This window comes from Mesorhizobium sp. CO1-1-11 (genome assembly GCF_020164995.1).
Lineage (GTDB): Bacteria > Pseudomonadota > Alphaproteobacteria > Rhizobiales > Rhizobiaceae > Mesorhizobium > Mesorhizobium australicum.
Genome location: NZ_JAIUHE010000001.1, coordinates 122,125 through 137,712 on the forward strand (window position 1 = coordinate 122,125; position 15,588 = coordinate 137,712).

14 protein-coding genes are annotated in these 15,588 nt (G+C 64.5%); 9 read left to right on the forward strand and 5 right to left on the reverse strand.

The features are described from left to right. Nucleotides 1-59 precede the first annotated feature (59 nt). Nucleotides 60-1,502 carry an NAD(P)-dependent oxidoreductase gene (locus LB554_RS00645; protein WP_224582670.1) on the forward strand — a complete coding sequence of 481 codons (1,443 nt, stop codon included), beginning with the start codon at nt 60-62 and terminating at the stop codon, nt 1,500-1,502. 8 nt (nt 1,503-1,510) lie between these two features. Here the strand turns inward: LB554_RS00645 and hutH are convergent, their stop codons facing one another. From hutH to LB554_RS00670, 5 genes are all read right to left on the reverse strand, one after another. Next, entirely contained in the window at nt 1,511-3,007 is a 1,497-nt protein-coding gene (hutH, locus tag LB554_RS00650) for a histidine ammonia-lyase (protein WP_224582672.1), read from the reverse strand. A gap of 148 nt (nt 3,008-3,155) precedes the next feature. Beyond that, nucleotides 3,156-4,250, reverse strand: a complete 1,095-nt coding sequence (locus tag LB554_RS00655; RefSeq protein ID WP_224582675.1) for an alcohol dehydrogenase family protein — start codon at nt 4,248-4,250, stop codon at nt 3,156-3,158. Between the two features lie 8 nt (nt 4,251-4,258). Further along, a complete protein-coding gene (locus tag LB554_RS00660; RefSeq protein ID WP_224582677.1) occupies nt 4,259-5,638 on the reverse strand; it encodes an aspartate aminotransferase family protein in 1,380 nt (459 codons plus the stop codon). A gap of 34 nt (nt 5,639-5,672) precedes the next feature. Next, the gene (locus LB554_RS00665; RefSeq protein ID WP_224582679.1) at nt 5,673-7,166 is read right to left on the reverse strand and encodes an NAD-dependent succinate-semialdehyde dehydrogenase; all 1,494 of its coding nucleotides are present in this window, start codon (nt 7,164-7,166) and stop codon (nt 5,673-5,675) included. 129 nt (nt 7,167-7,295) lie between these two features. Next, nucleotides 7,296-7,787, reverse strand: a complete 492-nt coding sequence (locus LB554_RS00670; RefSeq protein ID WP_224582681.1) for an Lrp/AsnC family transcriptional regulator — start codon at nt 7,785-7,787, stop codon at nt 7,296-7,298. 83 nt (nt 7,788-7,870) lie between these two features. Between LB554_RS00670 and LB554_RS00675 the strand changes: the two genes are divergently transcribed. From LB554_RS00675 to eutC, 8 genes are all read left to right on the forward strand, one after another. Next, the gene (locus LB554_RS00675; protein ID WP_224582683.1) at nt 7,871-9,256 is read left to right on the forward strand and encodes a PLP-dependent aminotransferase family protein; all 1,386 of its coding nucleotides are present in this window, start codon (nt 7,871-7,873) and stop codon (nt 9,254-9,256) included. Nucleotides 9,257-9,435: 179 nt separating this feature from the next. Beyond that, on the forward strand, nt 9,436-10,227 hold the full coding sequence (gene ehuA, locus LB554_RS00680) for an ectoine/hydroxyectoine ABC transporter ATP-binding protein EhuA (protein ID WP_015319080.1): 792 nt from the start codon (nt 9,436-9,438) through the stop codon (nt 10,225-10,227). A 91-nt stretch (nt 10,228-10,318) separates the two neighbouring features. Beyond that, the gene (gene ehuB / locus LB554_RS00685; RefSeq protein ID WP_224582686.1) at nt 10,319-11,170 is read left to right on the forward strand and encodes an ectoine/hydroxyectoine ABC transporter substrate-binding protein EhuB; all 852 of its coding nucleotides are present in this window, start codon (nt 10,319-10,321) and stop codon (nt 11,168-11,170) included. A 172-nt stretch (nt 11,171-11,342) separates the two neighbouring features. Beyond that, a complete protein-coding gene (ehuC, locus tag LB554_RS00690) occupies nt 11,343-12,002 on the forward strand; it encodes an ectoine/hydroxyectoine ABC transporter permease subunit EhuC (protein WP_140791532.1) in 660 nt (219 codons plus the stop codon). Between the two features lie 34 nt (nt 12,003-12,036). Beyond that, nucleotides 12,037-12,696 (forward strand): ectoine/hydroxyectoine ABC transporter permease subunit EhuD, encoded by a 660-nt coding sequence (ehuD, locus tag LB554_RS00695; protein WP_015319077.1) that lies wholly within the window; start codon nt 12,037-12,039, stop codon nt 12,694-12,696. 3 nt (nt 12,697-12,699) lie between these two features. Beyond that, nucleotides 12,700-13,479: an ectoine utilization protein EutA gene (eutA, locus tag LB554_RS00700; RefSeq protein ID WP_224582689.1), complete on the forward strand. Its 780-nt coding sequence runs from the start codon at nt 12,700-12,702 to the stop codon at nt 13,477-13,479. Nucleotides 13,480-13,484: 5 nt separating this feature from the next. Then, nucleotides 13,485-14,477, forward strand: a complete 993-nt coding sequence (eutB, locus tag LB554_RS00705) for a hydroxyectoine utilization dehydratase EutB (protein ID WP_015319075.1) — start codon at nt 13,485-13,487, stop codon at nt 14,475-14,477. Then, nucleotides 14,474-15,466 (forward strand): ectoine utilization protein EutC, encoded by a 993-nt coding sequence (gene eutC, locus LB554_RS00710; RefSeq protein ID WP_224582690.1) that lies wholly within the window; start codon nt 14,474-14,476, stop codon nt 15,464-15,466. Before eutB ends, eutC begins: the two co-directional genes overlap by 4 nt. Nucleotides 15,467-15,588: the final 122 nt, after the last annotated feature.

Sequence of the window (15,588 nt, forward strand, 5' to 3'; positions counted from 1 at the left end):
CTGATTATTCAAAGCCTGCCGGACCAGCAGGACTCCGCTCTTGCACGAAGGAAACCGACGTGATCGCAAATGCCGACACCCGCGCCGTTGAACCGGTCGATCCGCAACGCGCCTACACCGTGCTGGTCTGCGATCTGATCGGCCTGCGCTTCGACGCCGACGGAAAGCCCGACCCGTCGGAGGTGCGTGCGCATATCGAAGCCAAGGGCGGCCGCTTTCATACGGCTGCGCTTGGCGACAAGGCCGCTCTCGAATCTGGCCGCGTGCATTTCTTCTATCAGCCGGACCTCAGCACCCGCGAAGAGCTGATCGAAGTCGCCGGCGATGGACGCTATGATGCCGTCATTGCCGCCGCGACCTTCCTGCCCGCCGAAACCGTCTTTCCGCTCGCCGGCGTCCGCATCGGCACCGGCACCGGCAATATGGGTTCGCACTCCTGGGGCGGCGGCAGCGGCGAAGGCGGTACGGCCGTGCTGATGAATACGCCCGGCATCAACAGCCGCGCCACGGCGCAGATGGTGATGAAGGCGATCCTGAAAGTGCTGCCGGATCTCCCGGTTGACTTGCTTCACAACCGGGTGGCGCGCGGCGCCTTCGACACCGGCAGGGAGCTGCGCGATTTCCCGACCGAAAAGCTCGAAGGCAAGACGATCGCGATCGTCGGCTACGGCAATATCGGCAGGGAGGTGGCCAAACTTGCCCGGGCCTTCGGCATGCGCGTGGTGATCCACGCACGGCCCCGGCATCGGGACTGGATAGAGGCCGAAGGCTTTGTCTATGCGGCGGACCTCCTCGATGCGGCTGATGGTGCCGATGTGTTGAGTGTTCATGTCGGCCTGGGCAAGCAGGATGCGCAGACCGGCCGCTACGCCAATGCCGGGCTCATCGGCGCGGATGTCCTGTCGCGCGTGAACAAAGGCGCGGTGCTGGTCAACTACGATCGCGGCGAGCTTGTCGACGTTGCGGCCCTCGGCGAAGCCTTGTCCTCGGGCAGGGTGCGTCATGCTGCGGTCGATGCCGACCTGTTCAAGGATGCCGCGACCGGTCGCCTTTCCGGACCGATGCTGCCCTATCTGGGCCTCGTCGAGAAGCACAGCGGAAAACTCGAGCTTCTGCCGCATGCGGCAGCCGATACGGATCATCCCTCGCGCGTCGCCGGCGCCAAGCAGGCCGTCGACCAGATTTTCGATGTCATCTGCCGAAAGTCGGTGACGAACGCAAAAGGCAGCGTGCCGCCGGCCTATCTTTCCCTTGGAGCAACCACGCCTCCAGGCATTGGACCGGTGACCTCCGGCCACCTCTTGAAACTGACCGCCAGCGAATGTTCCGATCTGGCGGATCTCTGCGATCGGCAAGGCCGGTTGTGGAAGGCTCTCTCCGATACCTCGCCTGCCGAGCGAGGCGCCGTTGTCGCCGAGCAGGGCGAAGACCTTGTCCGGTTGATCGACCGCTTCTGCCTTCTGGCCGAGAACCTCAATCTCAGGGGACCTTTCCAGCGATAAGCCGGAACTCAGTCTCGGGGACCAGCCACCATCCGGGCGACCCGCGTCATATCCGCGCTCATCTCGCGGTCGTCGTCGAGCGGGCTGACGAGCGCACGCACGGCGGCGTAGGTGCGCCGTGGTCCTTCGCCCATACTGTCGACGACGCCGCGCAACTCCACGCCCGTCGCCGCGAAGATCAGCTCCATCGCCACGAGATAGCGCAGGCGTTCGACAATCTCGGCTGTCTTGGCCACCACCCGTGGTGCCATCGACGACTGGTCCTCGATCCCGTCCGATACGGCAAGCGGGCTGAGCGACATCGGGTTGGCCAGATGCCGGATCTCGGCCTCCAGCGCGGCAAGCGGTTTCTGCAATTCGGCGTAGCCTTGGCGGCTGCCGCCCCTGGCCGACAGGAAGCGCGGCAGTTCCGCCACCGTCGGCGACATCAGCTTCATGCAGCGATTGGCGGTGCCCACGGCGCAATGCGCAAGCGCCTGGCCGAGCTGCTCCCAGGCCAGCGTCATCGCGGTGAGGTCGAAATTGCCGTTCGAGACGACGCGTCCGTCCTCGGGTAGGATCACCGGGTTGTCGCCGGAATGGGCCAGTTCGATCTCCGTTGCCAGCTTCGCCTGTTCGAACGCATGCAACAGGCCGCCCCACACCTGCGGCACGCAACGATAGCTGAGCGGATCCTGGAGCCGCCGCGCGGCGTTCTCCCTCCAGAGCCCGCTTCCAGCGAGTTCCGCCCGCAGCCGCGCCCCGATCTCCCGCTGGCCGAACGCCGGTCGCGCCGACAGCGCAGCTTCATCGATGGCGGTGAGTGACGAGCGGAACGCTTCGTGATTGAGTGCCACCGCGGCCAGCGACCAGCCGATGAGGTGGGCGACATCCTCCAGGCAGAGGCAAGCCGTGCCGGTCGACAGGCTGTTGGCGACGATGATGGCATGGCCGTCCTTCTCGCGCAGGTCGAGCCGTTCGAGCCCGGCGAGCGCGAGCGCCTCGGCCGACGGCATGATCCTGCCCTGGAACTCCGTCTCGCCGTCGCCGCGCAGCGCTCGCGCCATGTGGCCGAGATGGGCAAGGTCCGCCGCTCCGATCGATCCCCAGGTCGGGATCACCGGATGGACGCCGGCGTTGAGTGCCGCCACAAGGCCCACCACCACGCGTTCGGAAGTGCCGGTGCCGCCGGCGGCCATGCCCGAAATGCGCGCGGCCATCAGCGCGCGGACTGCCTCGGTCGGAAGGGCCGGGCCGATGCCCATGCTGTGGCTGAGCGGCACGCTGTGCTGGAAGGCGATCAGATCGGCCTGCGCGAGCGGCGTGTCGACACAGGCGCCGAGGCCAGTGGTGACGCCGTACATCGGCTTGCCGAGTTGCGTCAGCTGCTCGATGAGCGTGCGGCTCGCCCGGATGCGGCGCATCGCCTCCTCGCCCAACATCAGCCGCGCATTGCGCCGCGCGATCTCGGCGACATCCTCGATGCCAAGCGGCTTGGCGTCGAGCAGTATCATTCGGGCTGTCATGTCTCGCCTGTATCCGTGACCGTATGCCCGGGCCGACGGCGCGGCGGGCGTCACCGTTTGTGGCGGCTTACCGGCTGGTCTGCAAGCCATTCCGATTGTGGCGGCAGCAGGCGAGGGGAGCTTCAGGCGAAATGCAGGTTTCGGCAGGTCACCTCGCGACGGCGTCGGGCACCACCACCAGCTTGCCAACGAAATCCTTGGCGACGAAATCGGCCTGCGCGTGGTGGAAATCGGAGAGTTTGTAGACGCCGCCGACAAGCGGCCGGATCTTGCCCTCTTCGATATAGCGAACGATGCGGCGGAAGTCGGCGCGCGAGCCCTGGCTCGAGCCGTGCAGCTGCAACTGTTTCAGATACATGGTCCTGAGATCGAGCTGGACGACCGGACCTGCGATCGCGCCGGCGGTCGTGTAGCGGCCCTCGGGCCTCAGGATGCGCAGCAGATCGTTGAAGATCGCGCCGCCAACGAGATCGGCGACCACATCGATCGGCTGGCCGCCGGTCGCCTCGCTCACGGCTTGCGGCAGGTCCGCGACGCCACGGGTGACGACCGCCTCGGCGCCGATGTCGAGCACCGCCTGTTCCTTGCCCTTGCCGACGACGGCATAGGGAATGGCGCCGCGCGCCCGCGCCAGTTGCACGATGCCGGAGCCGACGCCGCCCGACGCGCCGGTGACCAGCACCCGCTCGCCTGCCTTGAGGTTGGCCCGTTCCAGCATCTGTTCGCCGGTGAGATAGGCGCAGCAGAAGGTGGCGAGTTCGACGTCGCTCAAAATGGTGTCGACAACATGCGCGTTGTCGGCCGGCACGGTCTGATACTCGGCATAGCCGCCGTCGCGGCCATGGCCCATATAGTCGATGTCGGCCAGGGAATCGTCGTCGCGGTTGTAGATGGAGAAATCGACCATCACCCGTTCGCCGATTCGATCCGACGAAACGCCTTCGCCGACGGCAACGATGGTGCCGACAGTGTCGGTGCCCTGGATGCGCGGGAAGGTCAGCGTGTTGCCCTGGCGGCGCCAAGTCGAAACGGCGGCCGCGTCCTCTTCAGTGCCATAGGCGCCCTGGCGCACCCAGACATCGGTATTGTTCATGCCGCAAGCGGTGACTTTCACCAGTACTTCCCCTGACGCAGGCGCGGGCACTTTCACATCGGTTCGGTAGACGAGCTTTTCCGGTCCGCCGTGCCCGGTGAGCAGCACGGCGGCCATGGTGGCGGGGAGGGTTTTGGTCATGACATTCATCGGTCGTCTCAGAGATTGGCAAATACGCTGTTCACGGCATCGGCGGTCTTGGCCACCACGATGTCGGCTTCCTCTCGGGTCAGGCACAACGGCGGCGCGAAGCCAAGAATGTCGCCCTGCGGCATGGCGCGGCCGATGACGCCGCTCGCGGCAAGGGCCGTGGCAATTTGCGGCCCGATCTTCAGCGAAGCATCGAAGAAGACACGGTCGTCACGGTCTTTGACGAATTCCACTGCCGCCAGCATGCCGTCGCCGCGCACCTCACCGACGTGTTTGTGACCCCCGACGGCCTTGGCCAGTTCGGCACGGAAATAAGCGCCGGTCTCGCCGGCATTCCGCACCAGGTCCATCTCATCGATCAGTTCGAGATTGGCGACGCCGGCGGCAACGCAGATCGGATGCGCCGAATAGGTCCAGCCATGGCCGAGCGAGCCGAGCTTGTCGGAGCCTTGCACCAGCACCTGCCACATCTTGTCGGCCACGATGACGCCCGACAGCGGCGCATAGGCCGAGGTCAGGCCCTTGGCGATGGTGATAAGGTCGGGCTTCATGCCGTAATGGTCGGAGCCGAACATGGTGCCCAGCCGGCCGAAGCCCGTCACCACCTCGTCGGCGACCAGGAGCACATCATACTTCTTCAGCACCGCCTGGATCTTTTCCCAATAGCCGGCGGGCGGCGGCACGATGCCGCCGGTGCCGAGGATCGGCTCGCCGATGAAGGCGGCGACGGTTTCGGGCCCTTCGGCGAGGATCATCTCCTCGAGCTTGTCGGCGCAATGCTGCGAGAACTGCTCCTCGCTCATCGAGCGGTCGGCGCGGCGGAAATAGTAGGGCGCCTCGGTGTGCAGGATCGGCGCGCGCGGCAGGTCGAAGGCATTGTGGAAGAGGTCCAGCCCGGTCAGCGAGCCCGTCATGACACCCGAGCCGTGATAGCCGCGCCAGCGCGAGATGATCTTCTTCTTCTCCGGCCGCCCCAGCACATTGTTGTAGTACCAGATCAGCTTGATGTTGGTTTCGTTGGCATCCGAACCGGAGAGGCCGAAATAGACCCTCGACATGCCTTTCGGCGCGCGGTCGATGATCATCTTGGCGAGCGTGATCGACGCCTCGGTGCCGTGCCCGACATAGGCGTGGTAATAGGCCAGGTTCTTCGCCTGGGTCGCGATGGCATCTGATATCTTCTGGCGGCCATAGCCGACATTGACGCAATAGAGGCCGGCGAAGGCATCGATGCTCTTCCTGCCATTGTTGTCCCAGACGGTGACGCCTTCACCGCCGGCCATGATCCGCGTCGGCGATTCACCGCGTGCGTGCGTGCCCATATGCGTTGAGGGATGGAAGAAATGGTCGCGATCCCATGCGGCGAGTTCGTTGGATTGGTCGAGCATTTTTTAACTCCTTGAAAGAGATCCGGGTGCGAGCCTACGCCACATCCAGGCAAAGGTATTTGAGGTCGGTGAAAGCTTCTAGCCCGTGGCGCGAACCTTCGCGGCCGATGCCGGACTGCTTGACGCCACCGAACGGGATCGGCGCGCCGGTGATCTTCACACGGTTGATGGCGACCATGCCGTAGTCAAGCGCGCGGCCCATGCGCTGCTGGAGCGCGCCGTTCTCGGTCACCACATAGGCGACCAGGCCATATTCGGTCGCATTGGCGCGTGCGATGACTTCGTCCTCGCTGTCGAAAGGCGTGACGGAGGCGACCGGACCAAAGGTCTCTTCGCGCATGATCAGCGCGTCGTCGGCGACATCGGCCAGCAGCGTCGGCTGGTAGAAGAGCGGTCCGGCCTGATGGCGCTTGCCGCCGGCGAGGCAACGCGCGCCGAGGACCACGGCGTCGGCGACCTGTTCCTCGACCTTCTTGACGGCGCGCTCATGCATCAGCGGCCCGATGTCGATGTCATCGGCCAAGCCATTGCCGGCCCGCAGCGCCTCGACGCGCTTGGCGAAAGCGGCGCAGAAGCGGTCATAGAGCAGACGCTGGACATAGATGCGGTTGGCCGCAAGGCAGTCCTGGCCTGATGTGGCGAATTTGGCGTCGATGGCAATGGTCACCGCTTTGCTGAGATCGGCATCGGCAAAGACGATCAGCGGCGCGTGACCACCAAGCTCCATCACCAGCCGCTTCATCGTCGGCGCGCTTTGGGCGGCGATCAGCCGGCCGATCTCGGTCGAGCCGGTAAAACTCATGGCGCGCACGCGCGCATCTTCGCACATGCGCCCAACGATCGTCGCGGCCTTGCCGGTGACGATGTTGAAAACGCCGGCCGGCAGTCCGGCGCGTTCGCCGAGTTCGGCCAGCGCCAGCGCCGAAAGTGGTGTCTCAGAAGACGGGTGCGCAACGATGGTGCAGCCGGCGGCAAGTGCGGCGGCTGCCTTGCGGGTCAGCATCGCCGAAGGAAAATTCCACGGCGTGACCACGCCGACGACACCGAGCGGTTCGCGCCGCACCATCATTTCCGCGTTCGGCAGATGGCTGGTGACGCTCTCGGCGTTGAGGCGTTTTGCTTCCTCGGCATACCACTCGATGAAAGAGGCGGCGTAGTCGATTTCGCCAAGCGACTCCTTGAGCGGTTTGCCCTGCTCAAGCGTCATGAGCAAAGCGAGGTCGTCTTTCGCTGCGATGATCAGCTCGAACCATTTTCGCAGAATTTTGGAGCGCTCCTGCGGCAGCAGCGCCCGCCAGGCCGGAAAGGCGCGCGCGGCGGCGTCGATGGCTTTTGTCGTCTGGCCGGCATCGAGCGCTGCGACGAAGGCCACGGTGGTGCCGGTCGCGGGATCGGTGACCTCGAAACTCTCGGCCGCCTCGCTTGCCGTCCAGTGGCCGTCGATATAGGCGAGTTCGCGCAGCAGCCGGCGGTCGGCGAGCCGGTCGAGCGCTTCGTGGCGATGCGAGCGGGCGAAATGCGCGGACATGGTCTAAGCCTCCCGGTTCGGTTTGATGCGGGGAGACTACCCATCACCGGCAGACAGAGAGGCTGTTTGGACGCCTGGCCGTAGAGAGAGTCTCTCTATTGCGGCGAGGGGGCAGTCGATCTCTCCGGTCTAGATCGACGCCGGCAGCAGGTCCGCTATCGGCAGCGCGATGTCATCCTTCACCGTCTTGATGACGATGTAGGTGAAGTAGCGGTCGATGCCGATCTCGCGATCGAGCAAGCCGTCGACCAGCCGCTGATAGGCGTCGATGTCGCGCGCCATCACCTTCAGCACATAGTCGACGCCGCCGCCCACCGACCAGCAGGCGACGATCTCGGGAATGTCGCGGACGACGCGCTCGAAGCGGTCGAAATCGGCCTGGCGATGGCTGGCCAGCGTCACCTCCATCAGCACGGTGGCGACTGGCGCCACAACGCGCATGGCGATCCGGGCATGATAACCCGAGACGATGCCGGCCTTTTCCAGCTTGCGCAGCCGCATCCAGCACGGCGTCGGCGACAGCCCGACCTGCTCGGCCAACGCCAGCTTGGTGATGCGTCCATCACGCTGGATGGCGTCGAGGATTTTGAGGTCGATCGCGTCGAGTTTCGCAGCAGTCATCAGCGCTCACTTTTTCGTCGATCGTACCATGACGGCGCATTATTTCGATTGTCAATTGCACTGATTTCGATCTCTAATAAGTCATGACATTGTGGCACCCTGATCCCACGCTCATCCGGCGGCCGGCCTATCAATCGTTGGCCGACCAGTTCGCGCGCGCCATCCACGACGGCCGCCTCGCCAACGGCACGCGGTTGCCGACCCATCGCCGCCTGGCCGACGACCTCAAGCTTTCAGTGCAGACGGTCAGTCGTGCCTATGAGGAACTGATCCGGCGCGGCCTAATTTCGGGCGAGATCGGCCGCGGCAGCTTTGTGCAGACGCAGCGCCGCGAACCGGAGCCGCCTTATCTGCCGGAGCGCCTGGGCGAAGTCATCGACCTGTCGATCCTGAAGCCGGTCTGCGAGCCGATGCACCTGGAGCGGATGAAGCAGGCGCTGGGCTGGCTCGCCGAAAACCTGCCGTCGAGTTCGGCACTGTCGTTCCGGCCAAATATGGTGTTCCCGCGCCACCGTGCCGTGGCGGTCGAATGGCTGAAGCTGTGCGGACTGGACGCCTCCGCGCAGAATATCAGCCTCACCAATGGCGCCACCGCCGGCATGACGGTGGCGCTGATGAGCGTGGCGCCGCCCGGCTCCACCGTTGCCACCGAGGCGATCGGTCATCATACGCTGGTGCCGCTGGCGCGCTATCTCGGCTTCAATCTTCAAGGCCTGCCGATCGATGGCAATGGCCTGATTCCGGAAGCGCTGGACGAAGCCTGCCGGCTGTCCGACATCCGCGCCGTCTTCGTGCAGCCTTCGGTAATCAATCCCACGGCAACGCTCATGGATGCGGAGCGTCGCGAGCAGATCGCGGCGGTGGCGCGCAAGCACGACATCGCCATCATCGAGAACGACGTGCTGGGTCCCTTGGTCGAGGATCGACCGCCGCCGGTCGCCGCTTTCGCGCCGGAACGGACGCTCTACGTCACCTCCTTCACCAAGATCACCGTGCCCGGCCTGCGCATCGGCTATCTCGCCGCGCCCGATCGCTACGTTGCCGCTGTCGCCAACCGGCATCTCGTCTCGAACTGGATGGCGACACCGCTGGTGGCCGAGATCGCCACCAAATGGGTGACCGACGGCACCGCGATGGAGCTGGTGCGCTGGCAGCGCGCGGCGTTGCGGCGGCGACAGGACATCGCGGGCGAGGTGCTGGCCGGCGTCGACTACCGTGCCCGTCGCGACGGGTTGCATATCTGGCTGCAACTGCCGGCCGACCGTTCCGAGGAAAGCTTTGTCGCCCAGGCTCGGCTGCAAGGCGTGGCCATTGCGCCGGGCACCTCCTTCCGTATTTCGGATACCCCCTGGCATCCGGCGGTGCGCATTTCGCTGGGTTCGACCACCGAGGGGGAACTGCGCGCGGGTCTCGGCGTTGTCACCAAGCTCTTGCTTGGCGATCCGGAGCATCTGCTGCTTGCAATCTGAGCATGCCGCCCAATACACCAAGGCGTTCTGACAAAGGCATGTCCAAAAAGCCGGCTGGGATTGACCGGAAAATGTGCGCAATCAGAATAATTGTCATGATATTATTTTCCCAATTGACATGATTTGGCGCGTTCCGCATCGTTAGGGGCACCAGGCTTCTCCAGCACGGGGAAATTCATTTGTCCGCAACCGCGCCCATCATCAAGATCGACAGCATCTCGAAGAGCTTTGGCAGCTTCAAGGTTCTGGACGGCCTGTCGATGCAGGTCATGCCGCGTGAGAAGCTGGCGCTGATCGGCCCCTCCGGCTCGGGCAAGACGACGATCCTGCGCATCCTGATGACGCTGGAGCGCATCGACGGCGGTCACATCCAGATCGACGGCGAGCAACTCTACCACATGGAGCGCAACGGTCAGCTGCTGCCGGCCGACGAGCGCCACCTGGCGCGAATGCGCCAGAAGACCGGCATGGTCTTCCAGCTGTTCAACCTGTTTCCGCACAAGAGCGTCATCGATAATGTGACCCTGGCGCCGATGCTGACCAAGGGCACGCCGCGCGCCGCGGCGCAGAAGCGGGCGATGGAACTGCTCGAGATGGTCGGCATGGCCGACAAGGCGAAGGCGATGCCGGCGCAGTTGTCAGGCGGTCAGAAGCAGCGCGTGGCGATCGCCCGTGCGCTTGCTTTGCAGCCGAAGATCATGCTGTTCGATGAGGTGACGTCGGCGCTCGACCCGGAACTGGTCGAGGAGGTGCTCAGTGTCTTGTGGCGGCTCTGCGCCGAGACCGACATGACCATGCTGCTGGTCACCCACGAGATGGGTTTCGCCCACGACTTCGCCGACCGGGTGCTGTTCTTCGATCGCGGCAGAATAGTCGAGGAAGGCAAGCCCGACGAGATTTTCCGCAATCCCAAGCAGGAGCGCACGCAAGGGTTCCTGAAGAAGATCATCGCAGCCGGACATCGTGTCTGACCGCATGCCAAAGGCGGCAATGCCGTCCCCATGGGCGGTTGAGCCGTCCTAAGATCACGCAAACCAAGACAAGAACAAGGAGTTGGGAACAATGAAGAAACTTGGCACTCTGGCCGGCGTCGCCGGTCTCGCGCTTTCGGCGGTTCTGGCCGCCTCGATCCCGGGTTCGGCCGACGACAGCAAGCTCGAACAGCTGAAGTCGCAAGGCTTCGCTCGCTTGGCCATCGCCAATGAGCCGCCCTATACGGCTGTCGCCGCCGACGGCAAGGTTTCGGGTGCCGCGCCCGACGTCGCGCGCGAGATATTCAAGCGGCTGGGCGTTGCCGATGTCGCCGCCTCGATCTCGGAATATGGCGCCATGATTCCCGGCCTGCAGGCCGGCCGCTTCGACGTCGTCACCGCCGGCCTGTTCATGAAGCCGGAGCGTTGCGCCGCGGTTGCCTATTCCGAGCCGGTTCTGTGCGACGCCGAAGCGATGCTGGTGAAGAAGGGCAATCCGAAAGGCTTCAAGAGCTACGAGGATGTCGCCAAGGACACGTCAGCCACCATCGGCGCGCCGGGCGGCGGCACCGAGGAGAAGCTTGCGCTCAACGCCGGCGTGCCACGCGAACGCGTCATCGTCGTGCCGGACGGCCAGAGTGGCCTGAAGATGGTGCAGGACGGCCGCATCGACGCCTATTCACTGCCTGTCCTTTCGATCAACGACCTGATGAAGAAGGCCGCCGATCCGAACCTCGAAGTCATCGCCCCGGTGCAGGGCGCGCCGGTCTATTGCGACGGCGCGGCCTTCAAGAAAGGCGACGAGGCGTTGCGCAATGCCTTCGACGTCGAACTCGCCAAGATGAAGAAGTCGGGTGAGTTCGCAAAGATTATCGAGCCCTACGGCTTCTCGGCGGCGGCGGCTATGTCGACCACGCGCGACAAGCTCTGCGCGGCGAAATAAGGGCGTCTTTCTTGCCTTCTCCCCGTTCACGGGGAGAAGGTGTCACGAAGTGACGGATGAGGGGCGGCGCCATATTTGGACAAGCTAGCGCTGCCCCTCATCTGCCTGCCGGCATCTTCTCCCCATAAACGGGGAGAAGGAAGCTGAAACCAACGTTGGAAACTTCAACTCTATGACCCAGTGGTCCGGCTATTTCGGCCTGATATTGCAGGGAGCGCTTGTCACCATCGAGCTGACGCTGATGGGGTCGGTGCTCGCCCTGATCATGGCCTTTTTCGCCGGCATGGGGCGCCTGTCGCGCTTCTTCGTGCTGCGGGCCCTGGCCACGGCCTATATCGAGTTCTTCCGCGGCACCTCGATCTTCGTGCAGCTGTTCTTCGCCTATTTCGTGTTGCCGCTGGTGGGTTTCGAACTGACCCCGCTGCAGGCCGGTGTGTTGGCGCTGGGCTTGAACGTGGGCGCCTATGCAGCCGAGGTGGTGCGCGGCGCCGTGCAGTCGATCGGCCGCGAACAGCATGAGGCCTGCGTCGCGCTCAATCTCGGCCGTTGGCAAGGCATGCGCCACGTCATCCTGCCGCAGGCGTTTCTGGTGATGCTGCCGACCTTCGGCAACAATGCCATCGAGCTGCTCAAGGCGACATCGGTGGTCTCGCTGATTTCGCTCGCCGACCTGACGTTCCAGGCACAGGTGGTGCGTGCCCAGACCGGCAACACCATGGTGCCGTTCACCACGATCCTCATCATCTATTTCATCCTGGCGCTGCTCATCTCGTGGGGTGTGCGCTCGCTGGAACACCGCATGGCGCGCGGCCTCGACGGAGTGCGCGTCTGATGGCCAGAGCATTCCTGATGAATTGGGTCCACTGATGGATTGGGACTGGGACTTTGTCCGGCAGATCCTGCCGACCCTGATCCAGGGGGTGAAGATCACCATCCTGGCGACGCTGCTCGGCTCGGTACTGGCCGCGATCGTCGGTCTGGGCATCGCGCTGGCGCGCCGCTCGCCGAACAAGGCGCTGTCGCGCACCGTCGGTTGGGTGGCCGAATTCATCCGCGGCACACCGCTCCTGGTGCAGCTCTATTTCATCTTCTACGTCTTGCCCGACATCGGCATTCTCTTGCCGCCGCTGGTCGCCGGCGTCATCGGACTTGGCTTGCACTACGGCACCTACACGGCGGAGGTCTACCGCGCCGGCATCGACAATGTGCCGCGTGGTCAGTGGGAAGCCGCCAAGGCGTGCAATCTCAGCGCGCGGCAGACCTGGTCCCACATCATCATCCCGCAGGCTATTCCGCCGATGATCCCGGCGCTGGCCAATTACTTCATCGCCATGTTCAAGGAGACGCCGCTGCTCTCGGCGATCACAGTGCTGGAGCTGATGAACCAGGCGAAAAGCGTCGCCAACACCTACTATCGCTACCTCGAGCCGATCACGCTGGTCGGCGCCTTCTTCCTCGCCATCAGCCTGATTTCGGTCGTGCTGCTGCGCTGGCTGGAACGCCGCTACGGCAAGATCGAAAGATAAAAGATGAAGCCCTTGTCCGAGATCAAGCTTGTGCCCGACCGGCCAGCGCTCGATGAGCGTCCGCTGGAGCGGCGTGTCGGGCTGATCATCCTGGCCACCGACCACACGACCGAGCCGGATTTTCGCCGCATGGTGGCGAGCGAACGGATCGGCGTCTATGTCGCGCGCATTCCCTACGCCAACCCGACGACGCCTGAGAACCTGCGCAAGATGCAGCCGGCGCTGACGGCGGGCGCTGCCTTGATCCTGCCCGACGAGCCGCTCGACGCCATCTGCTACTCCTGCACGTCGGCCTCGGTGGTGATTGGCGATGCCGAGATCGAGACGGCGATCCAGGCCGCCAAGTCAGGTATACCCGTTGTCACTCCTCCGATGGCTGGCGTGCGCGGGCTGAACGCCTTCGGCGTGCGCCGGATCAGCATCCTCACGCCCTATACCGTGGAAACCTCCAGACCGATGGCGACCTATTTCGCCGAACGTGGCTTCGAAGTCCTAAGCTTCACCTGTCTCGGCTTCGAGGACGACCGCGAGATGGCGCGCATTGCCCCGGCAGCCCTCATCGATCTCGCGCGCCAGGCGACGCATCCGCAAGCCGATGCGCTGTTCGTGTCGTGCACGGCACTGCGCGGCGCGCTGGCGGTTACCGGCATGGAAGAGGCGATCGGCCGCCCGGTGGTGACCAGCAACCAGGCGACCGCCTGGAATTGTCTGCGCCTTTGCGGTGATGAGACAGCCCATCCCGAATTCGGCCGTCTGATGACGCTGCCCTTGCCGCGCGGTTGACGACCATGGCGACCGTCACCCTTGGCGATATCCGTGCCGCGGGCGAGCGAATTGCCGGCAAGATCGAGCGCACGTCGATCGTGCTTTCGGCAAGTCTCTCCGAAAGGCTGGGCGTCCCGGTTCAACTCAAGCTCGAGCACCGCCAGACCACCGGCAGCTTCAAATTGCGGGGCGCTTCCAACGCCGTCGCTTCGCTCAGCGCAAGGGAGAAGGCGCGCGGCGTCGTCGCGGCATCGACCGGCAATCATGGCCGTGCGCTTGCGCATGCGGCAAAGCTCGAGGGCATGCGTGCTGTGATCTGCATGTCTCGACTGGTACCCAGGAATAAGCTGGACGAAATTCGCCGCCTCGGCGCGGAAATCCGTATCGTCGGCAACAGCCAGGACGATGCCCAGCACGAGGTCGAGCGGCTGGTGACGGAGGAGGGGCTTGTCATGCTGCCGCCCTTCGACCATCCGGCCATCATAGCCGGTCAAGGCACGCTCGGGCTGGAGGTGATGGACCAGGTCCCGGATGCAGCTCTGGTGCTGGTGCAACTGTCCGGAGGTGGGTTGGCCTCGGGTGTAGCGGCGGCCGTCAAAAGTGTCCGTCCCGGAACAAGAGTCGTCGGCGTGTCGATGGCGCGGGGCGCCGCGATGAAGGCCAGCCTCGATGCGGGCCGCCCTGTGCTGGTCGAGGAACTGCCGACGCTGGCGGATTCGCTCGGCGGCGGCATCGGCCTCGACAACCGGCTGACCTTCGCCATGTGCCGCGACCTGCTCGACGATGTCGTCCTGCTCAGCGAGGATGAAATCGCTGCCGGCATTCGCCACGCCTATGAACAGGAACGCGAGATCGTCGAGGGAGCCGGTGCGGTAGGCATCGCGGCGCTGCTCGCCGGCAAGGTCAAGGCGGAGGGGCCGGTTGTGGTTCTGCTTTCCGGCCGCAACATCGACATGCAACTGCACAGGAAGATTGTCTGCGGGGAAATGCCATCGATTTCGGAGCGCGCCGCATGAGCAGGATGACCATCCTCACCGAAGCTGAACTGCGCGCAATCGTGACGCTCGATCTCGACGCCGTCGCCTGTGTCGAGAACGCTTTTCGTGCGCTCGCCACGCTGCCGGTGGCGATGCCGCCGATCCTGCGGCTCGATATCCCGCAGCATCGCGGCGAGGTTGACGTCAAGACCGCCTATGTGCCTGGTATCGATGGCTTCGCCATCAAGATCAGCCCCGGCTTCTTCGACAATCCCAAACTTGGCCTGCCCAGCGTCAACGGCATGATGGTGCTGCTGTCGTCGAAGACAGGGTTGGTCGAGGCTTTGCTGCTCGACAACGGCTATCTCACCGATGTCCGCACCGCTGCTGCGGGAGCCGTCGCGGCCAAGCATCTGTCGCGGCCGGACTCGTCGGTCGCCTCGATCTTCGGCGCCGGCGTGCAGGCTGGGCTGCAACTGCAAGCGCTGATGCTGGTGCGGCCGATCACGCAGGCCCGCATCTGGGCGCGCGATGCCGCCAAGGCCGAAGTGACCGCGGCCACCTTACGCGAAAGGCTCGGCATCGACGTGCGCGCCGAGACTGACGCAGCCAACGCTGTTGCCGGTGCCGACATCATCGTCACGACCACCCCGTCGACCGAACCACTGATCAAGGCAGGGTTTGTCTCGGCCGGCCAGCACATCACCGCCATGGGTTCGGACGCCGAGCACAAGAACGAGATAGCGCCGGCGATCCTGCGCATGGCCGATCTCTATGTCGCCGACAGCGCGAAACAGACGCGGCGCCTGGGCGAATTGCACCATGCCATCGCGGCGGGCTTGATGGCTGGAGACGCGGAGGTGACCGAGCTCGGCCGGATCATCGCCGGCGCGAGGCATGGCCGGCGCTCGGCTGGCGACATCACCATCGCCGATCTGACCGGCACGGGCGTGCAGGATACGGCGATCGCCACGCTCGCCCGCGACCGTGCGCTGGCCGCGAAAGCCGGAACGATCTTTGAAAGCTGACGCCCGCCGCAGGAGCATGATCCGGAAAATGGCAACCGGTTTTCCCCCGCAGATTATGCTCAATCAAAAAATTCCCTGGAGCCGGATTCAACGGAGTTGAAACCGGGCTCCAGCCCCAACAA